Annotated in this window: 20 protein-coding genes; 19 read left to right on the top strand and 1 reads right to left on the bottom strand. The window is 36.1% G+C overall.

The genetic code is table 11. The features are described from left to right. Positions 1-571 precede the first annotated feature (571 nt). The 17 genes from ACTNDN_RS14865 (at position 572) to clpB (ending at position 21,238) form a co-directional block, all read left to right on the top strand. Positions 572-1,351, top strand: a complete 780-nt coding sequence (locus tag ACTNDN_RS14865) for an alpha/beta fold hydrolase (protein ID WP_284561074.1) — start codon at positions 572-574, stop codon at positions 1,349-1,351. Positions 1,352-1,478: 127 nt separating this feature from the next. Next, positions 1,479-1,787, top strand: coding sequence for a metal-sulfur cluster assembly factor (locus ACTNDN_RS14870; protein WP_031538181.1), 309 nt, complete (start codon positions 1,479-1,481; stop codon positions 1,785-1,787). A 120-nt stretch (positions 1,788-1,907) separates the two neighbouring features. Beyond that, complete coding sequence (gene moaA, locus ACTNDN_RS14875) at positions 1,908-2,921, top strand: GTP 3',8-cyclase MoaA (protein ID WP_441131375.1); 1,014 nt, start codon at positions 1,908-1,910, stop codon at positions 2,919-2,921. A 40-nt stretch (positions 2,922-2,961) separates the two neighbouring features. Further along, entirely contained in the window at positions 2,962-4,230 is a 1,269-nt protein-coding gene (locus ACTNDN_RS14880; protein ID WP_441131381.1) for a molybdopterin molybdotransferase MoeA, read from the top strand. Between the two features lie 57 nt (positions 4,231-4,287). Beyond that, positions 4,288-5,010, top strand: coding sequence for a FadR/GntR family transcriptional regulator (locus ACTNDN_RS14885; RefSeq protein WP_284561071.1), 723 nt, complete (start codon positions 4,288-4,290; stop codon positions 5,008-5,010). 155 nt (positions 5,011-5,165) lie between these two features. Next, positions 5,166-5,885: a (Fe-S)-binding protein gene (locus ACTNDN_RS14890; RefSeq protein WP_284561070.1), complete on the top strand. Its 720-nt coding sequence runs from the start codon at positions 5,166-5,168 to the stop codon at positions 5,883-5,885. Positions 5,886-5,905: 20 nt separating this feature from the next. After that, positions 5,906-7,336 (top strand): LutB/LldF family L-lactate oxidation iron-sulfur protein, encoded by a 1,431-nt coding sequence (locus ACTNDN_RS14895; RefSeq protein ID WP_284561069.1) that lies wholly within the window; start codon positions 5,906-5,908, stop codon positions 7,334-7,336. Continuing rightward, positions 7,333-8,049, top strand: coding sequence for a LutC/YkgG family protein (locus ACTNDN_RS14900; protein WP_031538188.1), 717 nt, complete (start codon positions 7,333-7,335; stop codon positions 8,047-8,049). Before ACTNDN_RS14895 ends, ACTNDN_RS14900 begins: the two co-directional genes overlap by 4 nt. Before the next feature lie 478 nt (positions 8,050-8,527). After that, on the top strand, positions 8,528-9,562 hold the full coding sequence (gene argC, locus ACTNDN_RS14905; RefSeq protein WP_031538192.1) for an N-acetyl-gamma-glutamyl-phosphate reductase: 1,035 nt from the start codon (positions 8,528-8,530) through the stop codon (positions 9,560-9,562). A 12-nt stretch (positions 9,563-9,574) separates the two neighbouring features. Further along, the gene (gene argJ, locus ACTNDN_RS14910) at positions 9,575-10,819 is read left to right on the top strand and encodes a bifunctional ornithine acetyltransferase/N-acetylglutamate synthase (RefSeq protein ID WP_031538193.1); all 1,245 of its coding nucleotides are present in this window, start codon (positions 9,575-9,577) and stop codon (positions 10,817-10,819) included. Between the two features lie 10 nt (positions 10,820-10,829). Continuing rightward, on the top strand, positions 10,830-11,603 hold the full coding sequence (argB, locus tag ACTNDN_RS14915; RefSeq protein WP_031538194.1) for an acetylglutamate kinase: 774 nt from the start codon (positions 10,830-10,832) through the stop codon (positions 11,601-11,603). Next, the gene (locus tag ACTNDN_RS14920) at positions 11,600-12,757 is read left to right on the top strand and encodes an acetylornithine transaminase (RefSeq protein ID WP_251628597.1); all 1,158 of its coding nucleotides are present in this window, start codon (positions 11,600-11,602) and stop codon (positions 12,755-12,757) included. The genes argB and ACTNDN_RS14920 overlap by 4 nt, the downstream gene beginning before the upstream one ends. A gap of 79 nt (positions 12,758-12,836) precedes the next feature. Further along, positions 12,837-13,919, top strand: a complete 1,083-nt coding sequence (locus ACTNDN_RS14925) for a carbamoyl phosphate synthase small subunit (protein WP_031538197.1) — start codon at positions 12,837-12,839, stop codon at positions 13,917-13,919. Next, positions 13,912-17,034 carry a carbamoyl phosphate synthase large subunit gene (locus ACTNDN_RS14930; protein WP_441131376.1) on the top strand — a complete coding sequence of 1,041 codons (3,123 nt, stop codon included), beginning with the start codon at positions 13,912-13,914 and terminating at the stop codon, positions 17,032-17,034. The genes ACTNDN_RS14925 and ACTNDN_RS14930 overlap by 8 nt, the downstream gene beginning before the upstream one ends. Continuing rightward, a complete protein-coding gene (gene argF / locus ACTNDN_RS14935) occupies positions 17,031-17,978 on the top strand; it encodes an ornithine carbamoyltransferase (RefSeq protein WP_396953883.1) in 948 nt (315 codons plus the stop codon). Before ACTNDN_RS14930 ends, argF begins: the two co-directional genes overlap by 4 nt. A gap of 254 nt (positions 17,979-18,232) precedes the next feature. Beyond that, on the top strand, positions 18,233-18,412 hold the full coding sequence (locus ACTNDN_RS14940; RefSeq protein WP_251628601.1) for a YjzC family protein: 180 nt from the start codon (positions 18,233-18,235) through the stop codon (positions 18,410-18,412). Between the two features lie 225 nt (positions 18,413-18,637). Continuing rightward, positions 18,638-21,238, top strand: a complete 2,601-nt coding sequence (gene clpB / locus ACTNDN_RS14945) for an ATP-dependent chaperone ClpB (protein ID WP_284561066.1) — start codon at positions 18,638-18,640, stop codon at positions 21,236-21,238. A 218-nt stretch (positions 21,239-21,456) separates the two neighbouring features. On the opposite strand, the gene ACTNDN_RS14950 is transcribed toward clpB, so the two are convergent. Continuing rightward, complete coding sequence (locus tag ACTNDN_RS14950; protein ID WP_235251674.1) at positions 21,457-21,636, bottom strand: YjzD family protein; 180 nt, start codon at positions 21,634-21,636, stop codon at positions 21,457-21,459. Positions 21,637-21,933: 297 nt separating this feature from the next. Here ACTNDN_RS14950 and ACTNDN_RS14955 point away from each other — a divergent pair, with 297 nt between their 5' ends. Beyond that, a complete protein-coding gene (locus ACTNDN_RS14955) occupies positions 21,934-22,671 on the top strand; it encodes a hydrolase (protein WP_284561065.1) in 738 nt (245 codons plus the stop codon). A 178-nt stretch (positions 22,672-22,849) separates the two neighbouring features. After that, positions 22,850-23,641 (top strand): NAD(P)-dependent oxidoreductase, encoded by a 792-nt coding sequence (locus ACTNDN_RS14960; RefSeq protein WP_031538204.1) that lies wholly within the window; start codon positions 22,850-22,852, stop codon positions 23,639-23,641. Positions 23,642-23,647 lie beyond the last annotated feature (6 nt).

The following is a 23,647-nucleotide window of genomic DNA, read 5'->3' on the forward strand; positions in this document are numbered from 1 at the left end:
TGGGAGAAGAACTGTCCGTAAAGGTCCGATTGGTTCAACTAATCATCAGTGGGGGAAGGCATCCCACTGATGAAAGTTTCACTTTATCCCACTCTTAACGGACAGTAACTCTCCCCTTTAAGCAGTAGGAGAATGCGAAGAGGTTAATGGGAGAAGAACTGTCCGTAAAGGTCCGATTGGTTCAACTAATCATCAGTGGGGGAAGGCATCCCACTGATGAAAGTTTCACTTTATCCCACTCTTAACGGACAGTAACTCTCCCCTTTAAGCAGTAGGAGAATGCGAAGAGGTTAATGGGAGAAGAACTGTCCGTAAAGGTCCGATTGGTTCAACTAATCATCAGTGGGGGAAGGCATCCCACTGATGAAAGTTTCACTTTATCCCACTCTTAACGGACAGTAACTCTCCCCTTTAAGCAGTAGGAGAATGCGAAGAGGTTAATGGGAGAAGAACTGTCCGTAAAGGTCCGATTGGTTCAACTAATCATCAGTGGGGGAAGGCATCCCACTGATGAAAGTTTCACTTTATTGTACATGAATTATTTATTTTTTCCAAAAAGGAGGGGCGAGAGATGATTCTGGTTGAAAAATTACATATAGAAGAAATTCCAGTTTTGCATATTGTAAAAAAAGACCACTATGATCAAAAACGACCATATATTCAATTTACACACGGCTTTACCAGTGCAAAGGAGCATAATCTCCATTTTGCCTATCACTTAGCAGAGAAGGGATTTCGCGTTGTTCTCCCTGATTGTTTATATCACGGAGATCGAGAGCAGGGATTATCCTCTATGGAATTATCGATGAATTTCTGGCAAATTGTGATGAAAACGATTGATGAAATGGAAGAGATAAAAAATTATTTTAGCAAGAAAGAACTTATTGATGAAAAGTATATAGGTATTGTTGGAACAAGTATGGGCGGGATTGTTACATTAGGTGCATTAAAAAAGTATCCGTGGATTAATACTGCTGTGAGTTTGATGGGAATGCCATATTATGAGAAATTTGCTCACTATACCATTTCTGAAGTGAAAAAAAGAGGCTATGAGCTGCCGCTTAGTGAGAGGGAAATCGAGGAGCTAATTAGGCAATTAGAAGAACTGGATTTAAGCAAGGCACCAGAAGCTTTACAGCATCGTCCTCTGATGTTCTGGCATGGGAAGAAGGATGAAGTTGTACCATATTCCTATTCTCATCAGTTTTATGAACATATAAAGCCACTGTATGAGGAAGTACCCGATCGATTAGTATATCTTTCGGAAGAAAATACAGGTCATAAAGTAAGTAGAAGTGCTATGCTGAAAACAGTGGAATGGTTTGAAAAACATTTAGAAGCTGGATTGTAAAAAGAGTGATTCAAATCCTTTTTTCTAGACATCATTATTTGTTATAGTGTTATTATAAAGATAAAATTTCTCTTGAAGAAAATAGGAAATATGCTTGACCATAAATAAATATAAGGGGTGCCTTCACATGAATGAAGAACTAAAAGATAGTATAATGGGTGCACTGGAGCTTGTAATCGATCCAGAACTTGGTGTCGATATTGTAAACTTAGGTTTAGTTTACGATTTGGAGCTTAAAGAAGATGGTCTATTGGTGGTAACGATGACGTTAACAGCAATGGGATGCCCACTTGCAGGTGTTATTGTTGATCAAGTAAAAGCAGCCTTAACCGACATTCCAGAAGTAAGTGATACAGAAGTAAATATTGTCTGGTCTCCAGCTTGGACGAAAGATAGAATGTCAAGATATGCAAAAATCGCCTTAGGCGTGAGATAAGTAGCTCGTATTAAGAAGAAGGGAAACCTTCTTTTTTTCTTTATTTTTAATATACTGTATATTATGAAAAGTGGTATGATAGTTAAAAGTGAAATTTTTGTGAACGTTTAGTAAGAAGGAGTGAGATTGAATATGAAGGATCAGCTAGATAGACCACTAAGAGATTTGCGCATCAGTGTTATTGATCGCTGTAATTTACGGTGTCAATATTGCATGCCTAAAGAAATTTTTGGTCCAGATTATCCCTTTCTTCCTCCAAGTGAATTATTAACTTTTGATGAGATAGAAAGAATTGCAAAACAGTTTGTTCAGTTAGGTGTCGAAAAAATTAGATTAACTGGCGGAGAGCCATTGTTACGAAAGGATTTGCCTTTGCTAATTGAAAGGCTTGTTCAATTAGAGGGTGTTCATGATATTGCTTTAACTACGAACGGGATTTTTCTTCCAAAATATGCGAATGATTTAAAAAAGGCTGGTCTCAAGCGAGTAAATATTAGCTTGGATAGTATGAATGATGAATTATTTGGGGCTATGAATGGCAGAAATGTAGGCGTCACTCCTGTTAAAAAAGGAATAGAAGCAGCTAAAAAAGCTGGCTTAGGAATTAAAATAAACATGGTAGTAAAAAAAGGGTTGAATGATTCAGAAATAATTCCGATGGCCACCTATTGCAAAGAAAATGAATTAGAGCTTCGATTTATTGAATACATGGATGTTGGTAGCACAAATGGATGGAAGATGAAGGATGTTATTACAAAGAAAGAAATCTATAGGCAATTGCAAGAAAGTTTTGACTTAGAGCCGGTAGAGGCCGATTACTTTGGAGAAGTTGCCAAAAAGTATCAATATAAAGATTCCGATGTGCTTGTCGGTTTTATTACTTCCGTTTCTGAATCCTTTTGCACAAGCTGCACAAGAGCAAGGCTATCTGCTAATGGTTATTTATATACATGCCTGTTTAATGAAAAAGGGCATAGTATTCGGGACTTTATTAGAGAAGGCGCAGATGATTCAGCTTTGTCTGCTTTTATCAAGAATATTTGGCGACAACGAACAGACAGGTATTCAGATGAAAGAACAGAAGAAACGGCAAAGCTACGAAAAAAAATCGAAATGTCTTATATTGGTGGCTGATTTTTATTCCATTAATAAATACGTATCAAAGGTGATAATAGTGGTAGAAAGAAGAATTCCGATTTCTGTAAAGGAAGCTGTAATGAGAGTAATGAAATTTGCAAAAGAGGGGAAAAAAGAGGAAGTCTCCATTTATGAATGCAATGGAAGGTTTTTATGTGAAGATATTGTAGCGAATCATGATGTCCCTTCCTTTGATCGGTCTGCATATGATGGGTTTGCCATACGCTCTGTTGATTTAAAAGGGGCAAGCAAGGAAAAGCCAATTACATTATCAGTCATTGATGAAATAGGTGCTGGTCAAGTTTGTCAAAAAAGAATTGGAGAATATGAGGCTGTCAGAATTATGACAGGTGCAATGCTACCTAGTGATTGTGATGCAGTAGTAATGTTTGAGGTCGTTAAAGAGGGCAGAGAAAATGATCAGCCTTATATTATAATCGATCATGAAGTGGGGAAAGGAACGAATCTTTCTTTTCAAGGAGAAGATGTAAAAAAAGGGAAAGTTCTTGTAGAAAAAGGAACAAAAATTAACCCAGGCATTATGGCGCTTCTAGCTACTTTTGGTTACGAGAAAGTTCCAGTTGCTAAAAAGCCGATTATTGGAATATTTGCTACGGGAACGGAATTATTAGAAGTAGATGAACAGTTAGAAAAAGGTAAAATCAGAAATAGTAATGCCTATATGATAATGGCGCAAATAGAAAGAGCAGGAGCAATACCTGTCTATTTTGGAAAATTACAAGATGTATTTACAGTAAGCTATGAAGCGATGAAGGAAAAACTTGCATCGGTAGACATATTAATTACAACCGGTGGAGTTTCGGTTGGTGACTATGATTTGCTTCCAGCTATTTACAAAGAACTGGGAGCTGAAGTGCTTTTTAACAAAGTTGCGATGAGACCTGGAAGTGTGACAACGGTTGCTCATTTAGATGGCAAACTTTTATATGGCTTATCAGGGAATCCATCAGCTTGCTATGTTGGATTTGAAATTTTTACAAAACCAATCATTAGAAGATATCTCTTTTCTTCCAAACCGCATTTACAATCTGCACCTGCAATATTAGGAGAGGATTTTTTGACAGCCAATGCTTTTACTCGTTTTTTCCGTAGTACAGTTAGTTGGAAAGAGGATGGATTACATACCGTACCAAGTGGTGTAGATAAATCGAATATTGTAACAAGTCTTGCCTTTGCTAATGCATTAACGATCCTTCCTAGCAATTCTACAGGTTATCAAAAGGGGGAGCGTGTAAATGTTCTTTTATTGGAAGAGGAAGAAGGCTCTGAATGGCCCTGGAATTAACAGTGCGAGGGTAAGAACTAGCTGAAGGGAAATTTTTTATTTAAAGGAGGTGAATAGATGGAATTTAAGCAAATAAAACCGAAAAAAATATACGAAGAAGTAGCAGATGCTCTGTACGAAGCAATAAAAAAAGGACAATTGAAGTCTGGCGAAAAATTAGCCTCTGTTCAGCAATTAGCTGACAACTTTCAAGTTAGTCGTTCCGCAATGAGAGAAGCGCTGACAGCCTTAAAGGCAAAGGGGTTAATTGAACTGAAGCAAGGGGAAGGAACATTTGTAAAAACATATCATCCAGAGGAAGTAGTATTTTCTTTTCCCCAAGCGGTTCTTATGAACAAGAAAGATGTCATGAATTTACTGGAAGTAAGAAGAATGATTGAAAGTGGAGCGGCAAAATCTGCTGCGGAAAACCGCACGAATCAAGACTTAATAGAAATGAAAGCTGCATTAGATAAGATGAGTGCTGCGAATGGAGGAGAGGAATTAGGGGAAGCGGCCGATTTGGAATTTCATCTGTCTGTAGCTAAAGCGACAAATAATGCATTGCTCGTAAATCTATTAATGAATGTATCAGATCTCATGCAAGAAACGATGAAAGAAACAAGGCAAATTTGGTTATATTCAAAGCAGACAACGATGACTCAGCTTTATGAGGAACATTTGCTTATCTATCAAGCTATTTTGCATCAAGAATCAGAAAAGGCAGTTAGTGCCATGACTCAGCATTTAGAAAATGTAGAAGAGATATTAATCAAATATTTTGCTAAAAAGGAGAAGTGACATAAATAATAGGTGTTTGGTTTTAATCGTTTACTAGAACTATTTAAAGTTTTGAAATCGCTTTAAAAACTTATTAAGTCATCAGATGACCTGTTCATTAGTGTTCATATTCTTTTAGAAAATGATGGTGTATATCTAGAAAGAGGGGATTTGAAATGAAAGTAACATTATTTGCTACTTGTCTTGTTGATATGTTTCAAAGTGATGTTGGGAAAGCAACAGTTGAATTGTTAGAAAGATTAGGATGTGAAATAGACTTTCCAACAACACAAATATGCTGTGGGCAGCCATCCTATAATAGTGGCTATGTAAAGGAAACGAAGGAAGCGATGAAAACAATGATGAAGACCTTTCAGGATGCAGAATATATTGTCTGTCCGTCTGGTTCTTGTGCCTATATGTTTCATGAATATGAGCATATTTTCAAAGGGGATCCGGTCTGGGAGCCAATCGCAAAAGAGCTTGTCACAAAGACATTTGAATTAACACAGTTTATTGTAGATGTCTTAAAAATAGAAGATGTCGGGGCAACATTTCACGGGAAGGTTACCTATCATACATCCTGTCATATGACAAGATTGCTAGGGGTAAAGGAAGCTCCTATTAAACTATTAAAAAATGTTCGTGGAGTTGAATATACCGAATTGCCATTAAAGGAGAATTGCTGCGGATTTGGGGGGACTTTTTCGGTGAAAATGGGGCAAATTTCAGAACAGATGGTGGATGAAAAAGTCGCTTGTGTCGAATCAACAAATGCTGAATATTTAGTTAGTGCAGATGCAGGCTGTCTAATGAATATTGGAGGAAGAATGGATCGAAAGGGCAAAGCAATAAAAGCTTTACATATAGCAGAGGTATTAAATAGTCGAGAATAAAATGGGGGGATTTAATAGCTATGTCGATGAAAACAAGCTCACAAAAATTTAAAGAGAGAGTTTCAACAGAGTTGGAAAATGAATTTATGCGTGGTGCTGTATCAAAGGCGCAACAAACCATTCAGACAAGAAAAAACACAGTTACAGAGGCAATGGGGAATTGGGAGGAATGGCGGTCCCATGGTGAGGAAATCCGTCAGCATGTATTAGAAAATCTAGATTACTATCTATTTGAACTAAGTGAACAGGTAGCAAAGCGTGGAGGTCACGTCTTTTTTGCGAAAACCGGTGAAGAGGCAAGTAAGTATATTGAACAAGTAGCTGTAGAAAAAAAGGTGAAAAAAGTAGTAAAAGCAAAGTCGATGGTCACAGAAGAAATCTCCTTAAACCAAAAGTTGGAGAAGGCTGGATGCGAGGTTATTGAAACGGATTTAGGAGAATACATTTTGCAGGTGGATGATCATGATCCCCCTTCCCATATCGTTGTTCCAGCCTTGCATAAAAACAAAGAACAAATCCGTGATGTGTTTACAAAAAAACTAAACTACACCAATACGGAAAAGCCAGAAGAATTAGCATGGCATGCAAGACAGGTGCTTCGAAATGAGTACTTAACAGCAGATATGGGGATTACTGGCTGCAATTTTGCTGTAGCAGAAACAGGATCGATTACGCTCGTAACGAATGAAGGAAATGCAGACTTAGTCGCAGCTCTCCCAAAAACACAAGTCGTTGTAATGGGAATGGAACGGATAGTCCCTACTTTTTCCGAAATGGAAGTATTGGTTGGGATGTTAACGAGAAGTGCTGTTGGGCAAAAGCTAACGAGTTATGTAACAACACTAACTGGGCCAAGAGAAGAGGGAGATGTGGACGGACCAGAGGACTTTCATCTAGTTATTGTGGATAATGGCCGCTCGGATATACTTGGCGGAGAGTTCCAATCTGTTCTGCAATGTATACGTTGTGCAGCATGTGTAAATGTTTGTCCTGTATACAGACAGGTTGGTGGACATTCATACGGCTCCATATACTCTGGACCAATTGGGGCAGTTCTTTCTCCTTTGTTAGGTGGCTATGAAGAGTATAAGGAGTTGCCGTATGCTTCGACTCTTTGCGGAGCATGTACAGATGCGTGTCCTGTTAAAATTCCTCTACATGAGTTGTTGCATAAGCATAGACAAGTAATTGTCGAAAAGGAAGGAAAAGCACCAATTTCTGAAAAAATGATTTTTAAAGCTTTTGGTATTGGAGCATCTTCCCCAAAACTATATAATATTGGATCTAAAATGGCTCCTGCAGTGACAAAGCCATTAGCAAAAGGCGATAAAATTACAAAAGGTGTTGGCATGTTAAAAGAATGGACAGATATTCGCGATCTTCCTGCACCAAATAAAGAAAGATTCCGTGATTGGTTCAAGAATCGAGAGAAAGGAGAAGATAAAAAATGACAGGGACAATCGAGAACAGGGAAGCTTTTCTTGAAACAATTGCTTCTAAATTAGGCAGACAAAGAAAAACGAAGTTAGAAAAACCTCGTTGGGCCTATCAGCCACAAGAAGAGGTACTTAAAGAGGCATCGAAGGATGAACTGGTTGAGGTTTTAAAATCGCAATGTACGCTTATTCATACAGATTTAGTCATTACTTCCCAAAAGGAACTCACCAATACACTGCATCATTTCATTAAAGAGTATGGTGGCGGAAATATTGTTACTTGGAAGGATGTTCGATATCAACAGTATGGACTCGAGGAATTATTTAACGAAAAGCTACCCAAAGAAGAAATCGAGGTATTTGAGTGGGACCCAATATTAGGAAAAGAGAATATTGAAAAGGCAGAGAAAGCAAATATTGGAATTACGATAAGTGAAATGACTTTAGCAGAATCAGGTACAGTTGTTGTTTATAGTGGAAAAAATCGTGGAAGAACGGTCAGTTTTTTACCTATAAACAGTGTGGTTATTATTCCAAAAAGCACGATTGTCCCACGAATGACGCAGGCAGCAAAAATCTTAAGAGAAAAAGTACAAAACGGAGAAGTGCTTCCGTCTTGTATTAACTATATTACAGGACCAAGTAACTCAGCTGATATTGAAATGGATTTAGTTGTTGGGGTCCATGGGCCAGTAAAAGCTGTTTATATAGTAGTAGAAGATTTATAAATGAGCTTTTTGTGAAAATTTCTGACACCACTAGATAAATGCCTCATATGATGTTGATGTTGAATCAAGAAATTCTCTATCTTTATGGATTAAAGTGAAGTTTTTTCCATGAAGATAGAGGGCTTAGAATTTTCTCGAGTAGAATGGATACCGGCAGAAATGCATATAGTGTTCGAAGCAAAGGAGAAAGGATTGAAAATAAGCAGATATGATCCAAACAAAAGAAGAAATAATCAAAATAGCATATACGATCCACACATATTCCAACAATCTTCATCTAAAAATTTTCCACACAAACAATCTAATTAAATTCATTAACCTATTACCTATATTATTATCAGAAAAATAAGAAAACTATTACTTTTATGAAAAAGTGTTGATTTTATGTGCAGTAGTTTTTATAATAAGAGAATCTTAGATTAATAATTATAAATAAAAATGATTAAATATACAATTATTCAATCGGAAGGAGGAAGTCATGAAGGCAGCTATAATTGGTACAACTGGCTATGGTGGTGCGGAATTAATTAGAATTTTGCATAGCCATCCATTATTTACAATTAAGTCTGTACATACAACAAGAGATGAAGTTCCAGTATGGAATGAATATCCCCATTTATTTAATATTATGGAGAATAAATTAGAACAAATTAATCCAGAAAAAATAGCAAAAGAATGTGATATTGTTTTTTTTGCTACTCCTACAGGTGTATCTGGAAGATTGGTTCAAGAATTCGTAGATAAAGAAATACAAATGGTCGATTTATCTGGGGATCTTCGATTAAGGAATACAGATGATTATCAAAAATGGTATCAAAAAGAACCTGTTTCAGCTGAACTTGTCAATAGTTTTGTATATGGTCTTTCCGAATGGAATAAAGAAAATATAGCTTCTAGTAAGAGAATTTCGAACCCAGGATGCTATCCCACTGCAACTCTATTAGGATTAGCACCAGTAGTGAAAGAAAATATGATTTTACCAAATAGTATCATTGTTGATGCGAAATCTGGTATATCGGGAGCGGGAAGGAGTCCGTCTAGGGCTAATATGTTTGCTGAAATGAGTGAAAATTTTAAAATTTATAAAGTGAATCAACATCAGCATATTCCCGAAATAGAGCAACAATTAGCTGAATGGAATTCTGAGATGAAAGCTATTACTTTTTCAACTCATCTGCTGCCGACAAGCAGGGGGCTAATGGCAACTATATACGCAACATTAAATAAAATGGTCACAAATGATTATTTGCATGATTTATATATGGAAATGTATAAGAATAGTCCTTTTGTGCGAGTGAGACCACTTCATACCTATCCTTCCATTAAAGAAGTAACAGGTTCCAATTATTGTGATATTGGAATAAATGTGGATGAACGTACAGGAAGGTTAACGATTGTATCCGTTATTGATAATTTAATGAAAGGGGCTGCGGGTCAGGCCATTCAAAATGCAAATGTGATGAATGGCTATGAAGAAACAACTGGATTACAGTTTCTTCCGCTTTACCCATAAGGAGGAGCCTACGTGCAGGTTATTAACAATATTCATGAACATTCATCACATATTGAAGTAATAAAAGATGGAAATATCGTCACTCCGATTGGCTTTAAAGCTGCTGGTGTGCACGCAGGACTTCGATATAACAAAAAAGATATTGGCGCCATTATAAGTGAAGTTCCAGCAAATTGTGCTGCCGTATATACAACAAGTCATTTTCAAGCTGCACCTTTAAAAGTAACGCAAGAATCTATTGCAAAGGAAAAGCAAATACAGGCAGTGGTAGTTAATAGTGCATGTGCAAATGCATGTACAGGAGAGAAAGGCTTAAAGGATGCCTATCAAATGAGAAAAATGATGGCAGACTATCTTCATATTAAGGAAGAATATGTTGCTGTTTCATCTACAGGTGTAATTGGTGAATATTTACAAATGGATAAAATTGAAAAAGGCATTAAAAACTTCGATTTTAATGCCACGCTGAAAAATGCCGAAGCCTTTCAAGAGGCAATTCTTACTACTGATACAGTAATGAAGAAATGCTGTTTTGCCGCTACTATCAATGGGGTTACGGTAACAATGGGAGGAACAGCAAAAGGATCGGGGATGATACATCCTAATATGGCAACAATGCTTGGCTTTATTACGACAGATATAAATATTTCGTCTGAAGTACTACAAGGTGCTTTAAGTAAAGTTATTCCAACCACTTTTAATCAAATTACAGTGGATGGAGATACCTCAACAAATGATACAGTGTTAATTATGGCAAATGGAATGGCGAAAAATGAATCACTTACAGAAGATCATCCTGATTACCCAATCTTTTTGGAACTGCTTGCTACATCATGTGAGAGTCTTGCTAAGCAGATTGCAAAAGATGGTGAAGGAGCAACGAAGCTTGTGGAGGTAAAAGTTTCAGGAAGTAATAATGACGATGAAGCACGTGTTATTGCCAAACAAATTGTTGGATCCAACTTAGTAAAAACCGCAATTTATGGGTCAGATGCTAACTGGGGAAGAATTATCACTGCTATCGGTCAAACCAAAACTTCAGTAAATCCTGAAAGAGTAGATATAGCGATTGGGGATATCATTATGCTCAAGGAAAGTGAGCCACAATCCTTTTCAGAGCAAGCGGCAATCAATTACTTAAATCAGGATTTCATTCAGATATTTGTAGATCTGCATAATGGAGATGGCGAAGGAAAAGCATGGGGCTGCGATTTATCTTATGATTATGTCAAGATAAATGCTAGCTACAGAACCTGAGGTGAAATCGATGAAAACCATTGTTATAAAATGTGGGGGAAGTGTAATCGATCAACTAACTTCAGAATTTTTTACTAGTTTAAAAAGGCTAAAAGCTAATGGCTATCAGCTAGTATTTGTACATGGTGGCGGTCCAGACATTAACGAGATGCTTGATTATTTTCAAGTGAAAGCAACATTTCATAATGGGCTTCGTAAGACAACAGAAGAGGCACTGGAAATTGTAGAGATGGTTCTGTCTGGAAAAACAAATCGTAAGTTGGTTCAGTTGTTAAGGGAGAACGGCTTAGATGGTATTGGTCTTAATGGGACAGACGATAATTGTATAAATGCATCTATTATTGATGAAGAAAAGCTTGGCTTAGTAGGGGCTGTTTCAAAGGTGAATGCAAGGTTGATTTACACCTTATTAGAAGAAGCTTTAATCCCAGTTATAACACCTTTAGGAATTACAGAGGATGGTAGGAAATTAAATATAAATGCAGATTATGTGGCATCAGCAGTAGCTAAGTATTTACATGCGGAACAATGTCTCTTTGTTACAGATGTAGCGGGAATCTTAATAGATGGAAGGCTTCAATCAGTAATGGCACAGGAGGAAATTAATCATTTTATCGAAACTGGTCAGATTAGTGGTGGAATGATTCCAAAAGTTACTTCTGCCATAGCTGCATTAGAAAGTGGTTTAAATAGTGTAATGATTGTATCAGGCAAAAAACAATTTTTTGATGGGGAAGACTTACTTGGAACAAAAATCGTTGTGAAAGAAGGGATTATAGAATGAGTCATTTATTCCCAACCTATTCAAAATGGGAAATTGAGCCAGAATCAGCTAAAGGAAGCTATTTATATAGTAAGGATGGGGGCGTTTATTTAGATTTTACATCAGGGATAGGTGTTTGTAATTTAGGTCATTGCCATCCGGAAGTAAAACAGTCTGTAGAACAACAATTAAATAAGTTTTGGCATGTTTCTAATCTTTTTCCAATAGAATTGCAGGAGAAGGCAGCTGAACTGTTAACAAATGCGTCTGGATTAGATCTTGTTTTCTTTGCAAATAGTGGGGCAGAAGCAAATGAGGCAGCGATTAAGCTAGCAAGAAAGGCAACGGGAAAAACTAAAATTCTAACTTTTATGCAATCCTTCCATGGAAGAACATTTGCAACAATGTCCGCAACGGGTCAAGATAAAATCAAGCAGGGATTTGGTCCAATGCTAGATAAATTTGAATATGTTCCTTTTAATGATTTAGAAGCTTTACAGCAGCTATTAACAGAGGATGTAGCAGCAGTCATGCTTGAGGTGGTGCAAGGAGAAGGCGGAATTTTTGTTGCTTCAAAAGAGTTTTTACAAGGAGTAGAAGCACTTTGCAAAGAAAAAGGCGTTTTGCTAATCATTGATGAGATTCAAACAGGGATTGGTAGAACAGGAAAAGCCTTTGCATTTCAGCATTTTGGAATTAAACCAGATATTATCAGTTTAGCAAAAGGGATGGCAAATGGTATACCAACAGGTGCTATTGTTGCAGATGGAAAGTTAAAAGAATTTTTCGGACCAGGTAGTCATGGAACAACATTTGGAGGAAATCCTTTAGCAATGGCCGCAGCCGTAAAAACAATGGAAATCATCTTTCAGCAATCCTTTTTAGATGATGTACAAAAGAAAAGTGAATGGATTATTAGTGTTCTAAAAGAAAAGCTAGTTGGAAATCAACTAGTGAAGGATATTCGTGGATTAGGATTAATGATTGGAATTGAACTGGATATGCCAGTAGCTTCGATTTTGGGAGAATTAAGAAAAGAAGGATTAATGGTTTTAAATGCTGGAGAAAAGGTTATACGATTATTACCAAGTCTTAATACTCTACAAGAAGATTTCGAAAAAGCGTTAGAGATATTAGAAAAAAATTTAAATATTCATGCGAAAATCACAATCTAATATGTATTTTTTTGCATGATAATGTATAATTATAAGAAATAAAGAGTAACTATACATTCATTATCGAGGTGTAAACACAATGGAAGGTTATCTTCACTTAAGCAATGGTGTGAAATATAAAGGCGATTTTGCAATAGAGGCAAAAGTCAAAGAGGTAAAGGGAGAAATCGTATTTTTTACTGGAATGACTGGGTATCAGGAAGTATTAACAGACCCTTCGTATAAGGATCAAATAATCGTATTTACGTATCCGCTAATCGGAAATTATGGAATCAATAAGGAAGATTTTGAGAGCAAACAGCCACATGTAGCGGGTGTTATTGTTTATGAATCAAATAGCGAGGCTTATCATTATCAGGCTGAATATTCACTACAGGATTATTTGAACAAATGGGATATACCGATGCTTACACATGTGGATACTCGATCGATTGTCAAAAATATAAGACAATCGGGTTCCATGCCTGCAGTTATGACTGCAGAAAAAGAGATTACTAGTAATACCTTTTCTTTAAAGGAAGATGGAAAAGTAGCAAAAGTTTCAGATAAGAATTTTAAAACATATGGACAGGGAGAATATCATATTGTCCTCGTTGATTTCGGAAAAAAAGAAAGCATGTTAACGGCATTATTAGAACGTGAATGTAAAGTGACGGTAGTACCATATAATACAGAATTTACAAGTATTAAATCATTACAACCTGATGGAATTCTTCTTTCCAATGGACCAGGGGACCCGAAGGAATTAGAGGGGATTTTGCCAACCATTAAAGCGTTGATTACGCATTATCCAACACTTGGTATATGCTTAGGGCATCAGCTTGCAGCATTAGCACTTGGGGCAGAAACAACTAAACTATCATTTGGACATAGAGGAGCCAATCATCCTGTAATGGATCGAAAGAAAAAGAGGGTGATTATGTCCTCACAAAATCATAGCTATGTAGTGAAAGAAGAAAGTTTAACTGCTACTGGCTGTGAAGCAAGATTTTATAATCTTCACGATGGATCGGTAGAGGGACTGTCTCATAGCATGTATCCATTGCAAACTGTTCAGTTTCATCCAGAGGCGAATCCAGGACCTTCTGAAGGTTGTTATGTATTTGATGAATTTATAGAAGACGTTAAAGCAAATAATGGGAGAGTTTTTGCATATGCCTAAAGACACGACGATAAATACTATACTTGTAATAGGATCAGGACCAATTGTAATTGGTCAGGCAGCAGAATTTGATTATGCTGGTACACAAGCATGCATGGCTTTAAAGGAAGAAGGATATAAAGTCATACTTGTTAATAATAATCCAGCTACAATCATGACAGATGAAACATTTGCAGATTCGATATATTTCGAACCATTGACAGTAGATGTATTAGAAATGATTATTCAAAAAGAAAAGCCTGATGGAATCCTTGCAACTTTAGGGGGCCAAACAGGATTAAATCTTGCATTTCAACTTAGTGAACAAGGCATTTTAGAAAAGTATCAAGTGAAATTACTGGGAAGCTCTATCGAATCGATTAAAAAAGGAGAAGATAGAGAAGCGTTTAGAGAATTAATGTATCACTTAAATGAGCCAGTACCAGAAAGCAAAATTGTTCATAAAGTAGAAGAAGCTGTAGACTTTGCCAATGAAATAGGTTTCCCTATCATTGTACGCCCTGCCTATACGCTAGGCGGAACAGGTGGCGGCATTGCTGAAAATATGGAAGATTTCACTAATCTTGTAACTGGTGGCTTGAAAGAAAGCGCAATTGGTCAATGCTTAGTGGAAAGAAGTATTGCTGGCTTTAAGGAAGTAGAATATGAGGTAATGCGAGATAGCATGAATACATGTATTACCATTTGCAATATGGAAAACATCGATCCAGTTGGAATCCACACTGGTGACAGCATTGTTATTGCTCCATCTCAAACATTGACAGATGTAGAATATCAAATGCTTCGTTCTGCTTCTATTAAAATCATTTCTGCATTAGGAATAATTGGCGGATGCAATATCCAATTTGCATTAGACCCGAACAGCAAGAAATATTATTTAATTGAAGTAAATCCAAGAGTAAGCAGATCATCTGCCTTAGCTTCTAAAGCTACTGGCTATCCGATTGCAAGAATGGCTGCAAAATTGGCAGTTGGTTACACGCTAAATGAACTGATAAATCCGGTTACCGGCGATACATTTGCAAGTTTTGAACCAGCATTAGATTATGTAGTTGTTAAGATTCCTAAATGGCCATTTGATAAATTTCCTGCTGTATCAAGAAAACTAGGAACACAAATGAAGGCAACAGGAGAAGTAATGGGAATAGATCGGAATATGGAGCGGGCTTTATTAAAAGCAATTCGCTCCCTTGAAATAAAAGGGAACGATTTAACGTTACCTGGATTAAACGAGATGTCTGTTGAAGCGTTATATGCAAAAATGCTCGAACAAACAGATGAAAGATTTTTTGTCATTCTCGAACTTATTAGAAAGTCAGAGTCAGTTACTAAAATCCATGATATAACAAAAATCGACTTGTTTTTCCTGCATAATTTTAAAAGATTAATAGATATGGAAAAAGAAATAATCCATTCTTCGCTCCAAACAGTAACAAAAAAGGAGTTATGGAAGTGGAAAGAAAAAGGGTTTAGTGATGCCTTTTTAGCCAGTGCTTGGAATTGCTCTGAAAAAGAGATTCGAGCAAAACGTAAACAATTTGCTGTGCTCCCTATTTATAAAATGGTGGATACATGTGCGGCTGAGTTTGAAGCAAAGACAAATTATTATTATTCCAGCTACTATGGAGATAATGAACAAAATAAAAGTGATAAACGAAAAGTGCTTGTTATTGGTAGTGGACCAATAAGAATTGGGCAAGGAATAGAATTTGATTATTGCTCTGTTCATGGAGTATTTGCTTTAAAAGAAGAAGGAATTGAAACGATTATTATTAATAACAATCCTGAGACCGTCAGTACTGATTTTGCTACTGCAGACCGCCTGTATTTTGAACCATTAGTAGTAGAGGATATTATGAATGTTATCGAATCAGAGGGAATCAAGGATGTCATTGTACAATTAGGTGGTCAAACAGCACTTAATGTTGCAAAAGAGCTAGAAGCATACGGTGTTCGTATTCTGGGATCAAACAGCAGTACCATTGATGTGTTAGAAGATCGGGATTTATTTTATAAGCTTTTAGAAGAAGAAGATATACCGCATATTCAAGGAGATATAGCGGAAAGTGAAGCGCAGATTATACAATCAGTGCAGAAAATAGGTTTTCCAGTTCTAATCCGTCCATCTTACGTTATTGGCGGCAAAGGAATGGAACGTATTAATGATGAAGATGCATTACAATTATATTTGCAAACAGATGTACCATATCCAGTGCTTGTTGATCAATTTATGGAGGCATCTGAGGCAGAATTGGATTTGGCCACTGATGGAGTCGATATTTGTGTTCCAACTATTATGGAGCATATTGAGAAAACAGGAGTACATTCAGGCGATAGTCTATCATTATTACCTGCTAGAAATTTATCGTTAAACATAAAAGAAAAAATGATTACTTATGCTAAAAAAATTGTAAGACATACAGGTTATAAAGGGTTAATGAATATCCAATATATTATTAATAACGAAGAGGTTTATGTGCTTGAAGTTAATCCTCGTGCCAGTCGCACCGTTCCGATTGTAAGTAAAGTAACTGGGGTGCCACTAGTACAAATTGCGACAAAAATATTGCTTGGGAAATATGCTTTCACTGAAGAAGAAAAGACGTTTACCGATGATATTAAATTTACTTGTGTCAAGTACCCTGTTTATTCCAATTATGCTTTAAAGGGCTTAGATTCTAAAGTAGGACCAGAAATGCGTTCAACAGGCGAGGGGATTGCACTTGCTTCCACTGTTGAAAAGGCTTTGAAAAAAGTCTTTCATCCTACCTTAAAGAAAATGCCGAAACATGAAATGAAAGTAGTTGTAAAAACGACAGAAGACTTAGAGGCGATTTATAAAGTGGCTGAACAGGTACAGCTTTCTGTAAAAATGGCTGATAATAATACGGTTGAATCGTTATTAAAGGATAAGAGAACAGTTGCTTTTTACAATCCAACAAATTTAAAAGAAGATAAATTATCTCGTGAATTAGCTACAAGAAATCGGATAATTACTTTTACACAAAAGGAAAGCTTAGAGGCATTTATTACCTCTTTCAAAGAGAACGAATTAACTGTTCATTCCATTCAGGAATGGCATGAAGAGATAAAAAAAGGAGTGAGTACGGTATGATGATCGCATCCGATTTAAATTTAAAGGGAAAAGATTTATTAACATTAGCTGATTATTCAAAAGAAACGATTCTTGAATTACTCGATAAGGCAAAGACAATAAAGGAAGCGCACTTGAATGGAGAATTATTTGCTCCTCTTCAAGGGAAAACATTGGGAATGATTTTTGAGAAATCATCTACAAGAACAAGAGTATCCTTTGAAGCAGGCATGCATCAGCTAGGAGGTCATGCCCTTTATCTAAATAGTCGTGACCTCCAAATCGGAAGAGGAGAAACTATTTCTGATACCGCAAAAGTTCTATCACAATATGTGGATGGGATTATGATTCGTACATTTTCTCACTCAATTGTGGAAGAATTAGCAGAGCATGCAACAATCCCAGTGATTAATGGGTTAACGGATTTGTATCATCCTTGCCAGGCATTAGCAGACCTGCTTACGATATTAGAAGTGAAAGGGACTTTAAAAGGTTTAAAGCTTGCCTATATTGGTGATGGAAATAATGTTGCCCATTCCTTGCTAGTAGCATGCTCAAAGGTAGGGATTGATATTTCCGTTGCTACACCGAAAAATTATGAAGTAGATACAAAAGTGGCAGAATTAGCTTATTCTTTTGCTGAAGCAAGCGGCAGTGAGATTGTCCTTACAAATGATCCAGTGGAAGCTGTCCACCAAGCAGATGCCATATACTCGGATGTATGGACCAGCATGGGACAGGAAGCGGAAAACGAACAGCGTTTAAAGGATTTCCAAGGCTTTCAAATTAATGCAGACTTAGTGAAGCATGCAAAAGCGGATTATATCTTCTTACACTGTTTACCAGCCCATCGAGAAGAAGAAGTAACAACAGAAATTATTGACGGGAATCATTCATATGTCTTTCAACAGGCAGGAAATAGATTGCACGCTCAAAAAGCACTTTTAGTTGAAATATTAAAATAAATGGTAAAAAGAAAAGTAAATTATTTAAAAGCTGTTAACAAATGTAGTGTTCGTTAGCAGCTTTTTTATGTTGCTTACTTATCCATGTATAGCATGCTCCAATAATGAAAAAGTATTTGCGCTTACCAGTTATTATTTTCCGTAATGTTCATGCCAAAAAGGGTAATAATAATAACCAGTTAAGTAAAACGTATTTATGTTCATGTTTACTTAACTTCTGAATTGGTAAAGGATAGCTAAAGGAGGAGTTTATTTTGGGTCAAAATAGACAGTTTCGTCCAGGGCAAAAGGCACCAAACAATGGCTTATATATAGAGATCGGTGAAACAGGAAGCAACATAAATAATCCTCAAAAGTTAAAAATGAAAGCAGGAGATCGCTTTCCAGAAACATCTAACCATAATCGATTGTGGACATACCAAAGAAAACCTTAATATGGGATTTCTCTTGTTGAGATTAGGTTGATTTATATCACAAAACAGTAAAACAGTTTTAATAAAAGGGATTTCTCTTAAAGAGTCAGCTTCATGATAAATATCTCCATTGAGATATCATTATGTTGAACATTACTCTTTGTATAAGAGAGATCCCTTTACATATGGATAAAATATACTATAATAAAATCAAAGGTCAAAAAAGGTCAAAAGGAGTCTTGTAAAATGAATGTAGAACAGATGACAGAAAGAGTCCAGTTAGCAATAACAGAAGCACAATCCCTTGCAATAAAGGAAAGTCATCAAGAAATAGATGATATCCATTTGTTTTTGGCTATTCTTCATCAGCAAGATAATTTATTGACTTCTATACTACAAAAACTACAAATAGAACCGAATAGGATTTTGGATAAATTAACAAAAGAATTACAGAAAAAGCCACAAGTATCCTTAAGTGGTTCCGAACAGGGAGCAGTCTATATAACAGCTGGTTTGCAACAGCTTTTAACGAAAGCAGAAGAAGAGATGCTTGCATGGGAAGATGAGTATTTGTCCGTAGAGCATCTAATTCTCGCCACATATAAAATAGAAAAATCAACGGTAGGAACGATATTCAAAAAAGAGGGTATTCCATTTGAAGAAATGAAAAAAGCAATAAAAGAGATAAGGGGGACACAGAAAGTGACTAGCAAGAATCCAGAAGCAACATATGAAGTACTTAGTAAATATGGCAGAGATCTCGTGGATGAAGTAAAGCTGGGGAAGCTTGACCCAGTAATTGGGCGAGATAATGAAATCCGGAATGTCATTCGAATTTTATCAAGAAAAACTAAAAATAATCCCGTCTTAATTGGTGAACCAGGTGTGGGTAAAACAGCTATTGTGGAAGGGCTGGCACAACGAATTGTCCGAAAAGATGTACCTGAAGGATTAAAGGATAAAACGATATTTTCTTTAGATATGGGAGCATTAGTGGCAGGAGCAAAATTTAGAGGGGAATTTGAGGAGCGTCTAAAGGCTGTTTTACAGGAAGTGAAAAATAGCGATGGACGTATCGTTTTATTTATTGATGAATTGCATACGATAGTTGGGGCAGGCAAAACAGATGGAGCAATGGATGCAGGGAATATGCTTAAACCGATGCTGGCAAGAGGGGAACTTCATTGTATTGGTGCTACAACATTAGATGAACATCGCCAGTATATTGAAAAAGATCCTGCACTGGAGCGTCGTTTTCAGCAGGTTCTTGTATCGGAGCCAACAGTAGAAGATACAATTGCTATTTTAAGAGGGCTAAAAGAAAGATTTGAAATCCATCATGGTGTTAATATTCAAGATCGATCTATCATTGCAGCGGCTACTTTATCTGATCGGTATATAACAGAACGTTTCTTGCCAGACAAAGCAATTGATTTAATTGATGAAGCATGTGCGATGATTCGTACCGAGATAGACTCCATGCCGATTGAAATTGATGAGCTGACAAGAAAAATTATGCAGCTCGAAATTGAAGAAGCCGCATTACATGGGGAAGAAGATATCCAAAGTAAAGAGAGATTGGCTATTATTGCAAAAGAACTAGCGAATTTAAGAGAAAGTTCGAATGCATTAAAGGCTAAATGGCAACATGAAAAAGATGCTTTGCAATCCATTCAGGAGAAAAAAGAACAGCTCGAACGGAAAAAGAGAGAGTTAGAGGATGCAGAAAATAACTATGATTTAAATAAAGCGGCTGAGTTAAGACATGGAAGTATTCCAAAATTAGAGAAAGAAATTAAAGAAATGGAAGGTCAAGCGAAACAAGAGCAGGAAAATCGTCTTCTTCGAGAAGAAGTTACCGAAGAAGAAATCGCTAATATTGTTGCCAGATGGACTGGTATTCCTGTCTCCAAATTAGTAGAGAAAGAACGAGAAAAGCTTTTACGTTTAGAAGCAATTCTGCAAGAAAGAGTGGTTGGGCAATCAGAGGCAGTTGAGCTAGTTAGTGATGCTGTATTAAGAGCAAGAGCTGGAATAAAGGATCCGAATAGACCAATTGGTTCCTTCTTATTTTTAGGACCTACCGGGGTTGGGAAAACAGAACTAGCTAAAACATTAGCAGCAACCCTATTTGATAGTGAGGAACAAATGATTCGTATTGATATGTCTGAGTATATGGAGAAACATGCCGTATCTCGTTTAATTGGAGCTCCTCCTGGATATATAGGGTATGAAGAGGGCGGTCAGTTAACAGAAGCAATTAGAAGAAAGCCTTACTCTGTTGTTCTTTTAGACGAGGTGGAAAAAGCTCATCCAGAGGTATTCAATATTTTGCTTCAAGTTCTTGATGATGGAAGAATAACAGATTCAAGGGGTAGGACGGTCGATTTTAAAAATACCGTAATTATTATGACATCTAATATTGGTTCCCATTTATTATTAGAAACTGGAGATGCAAATGAGATTCCCAAAGAAATTAGAGATGGAGTAATGGCACAATTAAATGGTCATTTTAGACCAGAGTTTTTAAACAGAATAGATGAGGTTATCTTATTTAAGCCATTAACATTAGCGAATATTAAGGACATTGTTTCAAAGCTTGTTGATCAATTACAAGGACGGCTTACTGATCAGCATATAACCATTGAAATGACAGACAAAGCGAAAGAATTTGTGGCGAAAAATGGCTTTGACCCTAAATTTGGAGCAAGACCGCTTAGAAGATTTTTGCAAAAGACGATTGAAACATTATTAGCGAAAGACATCATTGGCGGAAAAATAAAAGAAAATGATCATGTACAGATTGATGAAGAAAACGAACATATTGTGTTAAAACGTAAGGAATAAAGATTTTACCTTCGTCTAAGCAGCCTAAAATATAGAAAGAAAACGATATTTTAGGCTGCTTTTTTACAGTATAAAAACCATAAGTTTTCTGCTTTGACGCTAGAACATTACCTTTATTGTTACCATACTAAAAAGGTGTTTAAATAAATATACGAACTAGGGAATTCCCCCCTAATTGAATATATTATTTAAACACCATTTACTACAGTGACATATTCTTAATGGGAACCTTCTTCATGAGTAGGTTCATTTGGAATAAGGGCTGATAGAATGAAAACTACTACGGAAAAGACAGCTGTTAGAATCATTCCCATTGAAAAGTCAAAAGGAACCCCATTCATTGAACCAACAACATAAACTAACATTTGAGCAAGTAAAAATGTCCAAAAAATTGTCATTATGTAACGCAACCGAAATCACCTCTTTATAGCTTGCTAATCATACTCATCTTACCACATAGTAGATAAATAATAAATGTGAATGATATAGCTTTCTTAAATTCTTCACTTTTTCATCATATAAATTGTCTTCCCATATATGCAATGATTATTTTTAAGGGAGGAGAGATGAGAAAAATCAATGTCATTTGGTCGTGTAACTCCGCATTTCTTCTTGGAATATAGGCAAACTCCCTTACATTTTAATAAAAGAGACATACATTATTAAAAGGAAAATGCTAAAAAGGAGTTTTTAAGATGGAGAACCGGAACTTCCAGTTAGATACCGAATGGAACATGATACATTATCCTCATCGACCTAATGGTTTCGGTATCTTAATTATTGGAGACGAAAGGAATTTTGTTACAGATACAAATAGTTTTTGGAACCAAAATGAGGGAAAGAGAACCTTAATTGAATCATTGCTGGATAATGGCTATACCATTTTTTATTCCAATTTATATGGGAAAAATTGGGGTAGTGAAAAAGCTTTGCAGATGGCTAAAAGACTATATGAACATATTATTCGTACAGAGATACTGAATCAAAGAATTCATATTATTGCAGAAGGTATGGGTGCCTTAACAGCTATTCGCTTGATGATGGAAATGAAGGATAATATTCGATCTGTTGTTCTGTTAAACCCTATTCTATCTTTAAAGGAGCATTTAGAAAGGGAAAAAGAGCATAAGTTTTTTATTAAGAAGTTAACCAATGAAATCAGTATTGCTTTTAATACAAATAGGCATGAATTAATGGAGTTATTAAAGGATAAAAAGCAGTACCAGCTAGAGGAGACTGATACACCGACAAAAATCATTCAAATCCTCCACAATGGTAGGTCCTATTATCAATCCCATGCATTAAAAAAAGCTTCTGAAATTTGGGAAGAAAAAAGTTTGCCGATTTTTGTCTCCTATGTTCTACCAGAAAAACGAAGTGCAATGCCGAAACAAATTGCTTCTTTTTTTAGAAAGTATGAAAAAAAACTTTAGAAGAAAAGATGTTGTTCAATGAGCATATGTTAAACGAACAACATCTTTTGCTTTTCTTTCATGAAACTAAGTAATCCTGTGTATGATTTTTGACGTACGGTACCTAAAGTACTTCGAAATATTTACCCTTTTACATGCATATGAATACATTAAGTAATTATTTATGGGAGGCTTTTTAATGAAGAAGGCAGTAGTATTCGGTGCATATCAATTCCTCGGTTTTCATATATGTGGAGCACTATTAGAAGAGGGAGAGGAGATAATAGGTGTATCTTTCCCGCATATAAATATAGCTGATATAGAAGATAAAAGAATGGAAATAGGCAGAAATGCAAATTTTAGTGAAATAAGCTGGGATCAACTTGGATCTATACTCCAAGATGCAAGCATTGACCATCTTTTTTTTGACCTATATACAATAGAAAGCCTACAATCCTTGTATAGAACAATGAAAAGGCACATTTTTGACTGTAGTGATAAAGAATTGCTTTTTAATAAAAAACTTGTTTTCTTAGTAAATATTATGGCAATAGAAAAAGAAAGAGAATTACTTTCTTCCATTAGAGATGACCTTGGAGGCTATATGATTCAGATGATACATATGCCCACATTATATGGGCCATGGCAGCCAAGCGATTTTTTGTTTCAGCAGCTAGTAGAAGGAAATGAAAAGGATGCTGTTCGCATAGGTTTACGAGAATATCCTACAGATGCGATTTATATCGAAGATGCTGTATCGGAAGTAGTAAAACAGACAAATAAAGGACAAAATAAGGATATTCTATTAAAAAGTAATGTAATAAACCATTGGCAAAGATGCTTAGAACATTTAAAATGGAATGTACCTAAAAGCGTTCATAAAGATATAGAAAATTTAAAAGGATTAGAAGAGATAATAGTAATAAATAAACGCAGTATTTCAGAGAACTTAGATAAACAGAAAAAGCACCATTTATTATATAGAATTTAATAGTGT

The sequence above is a fragment of the Niallia sp. HCP3S3_B10 genome (genome assembly GCF_052064465.1).
Classification (GTDB): Bacteria; Bacillota; Bacilli; order Bacillales; family Cytobacillaceae; genus Niallia; species Niallia hominis.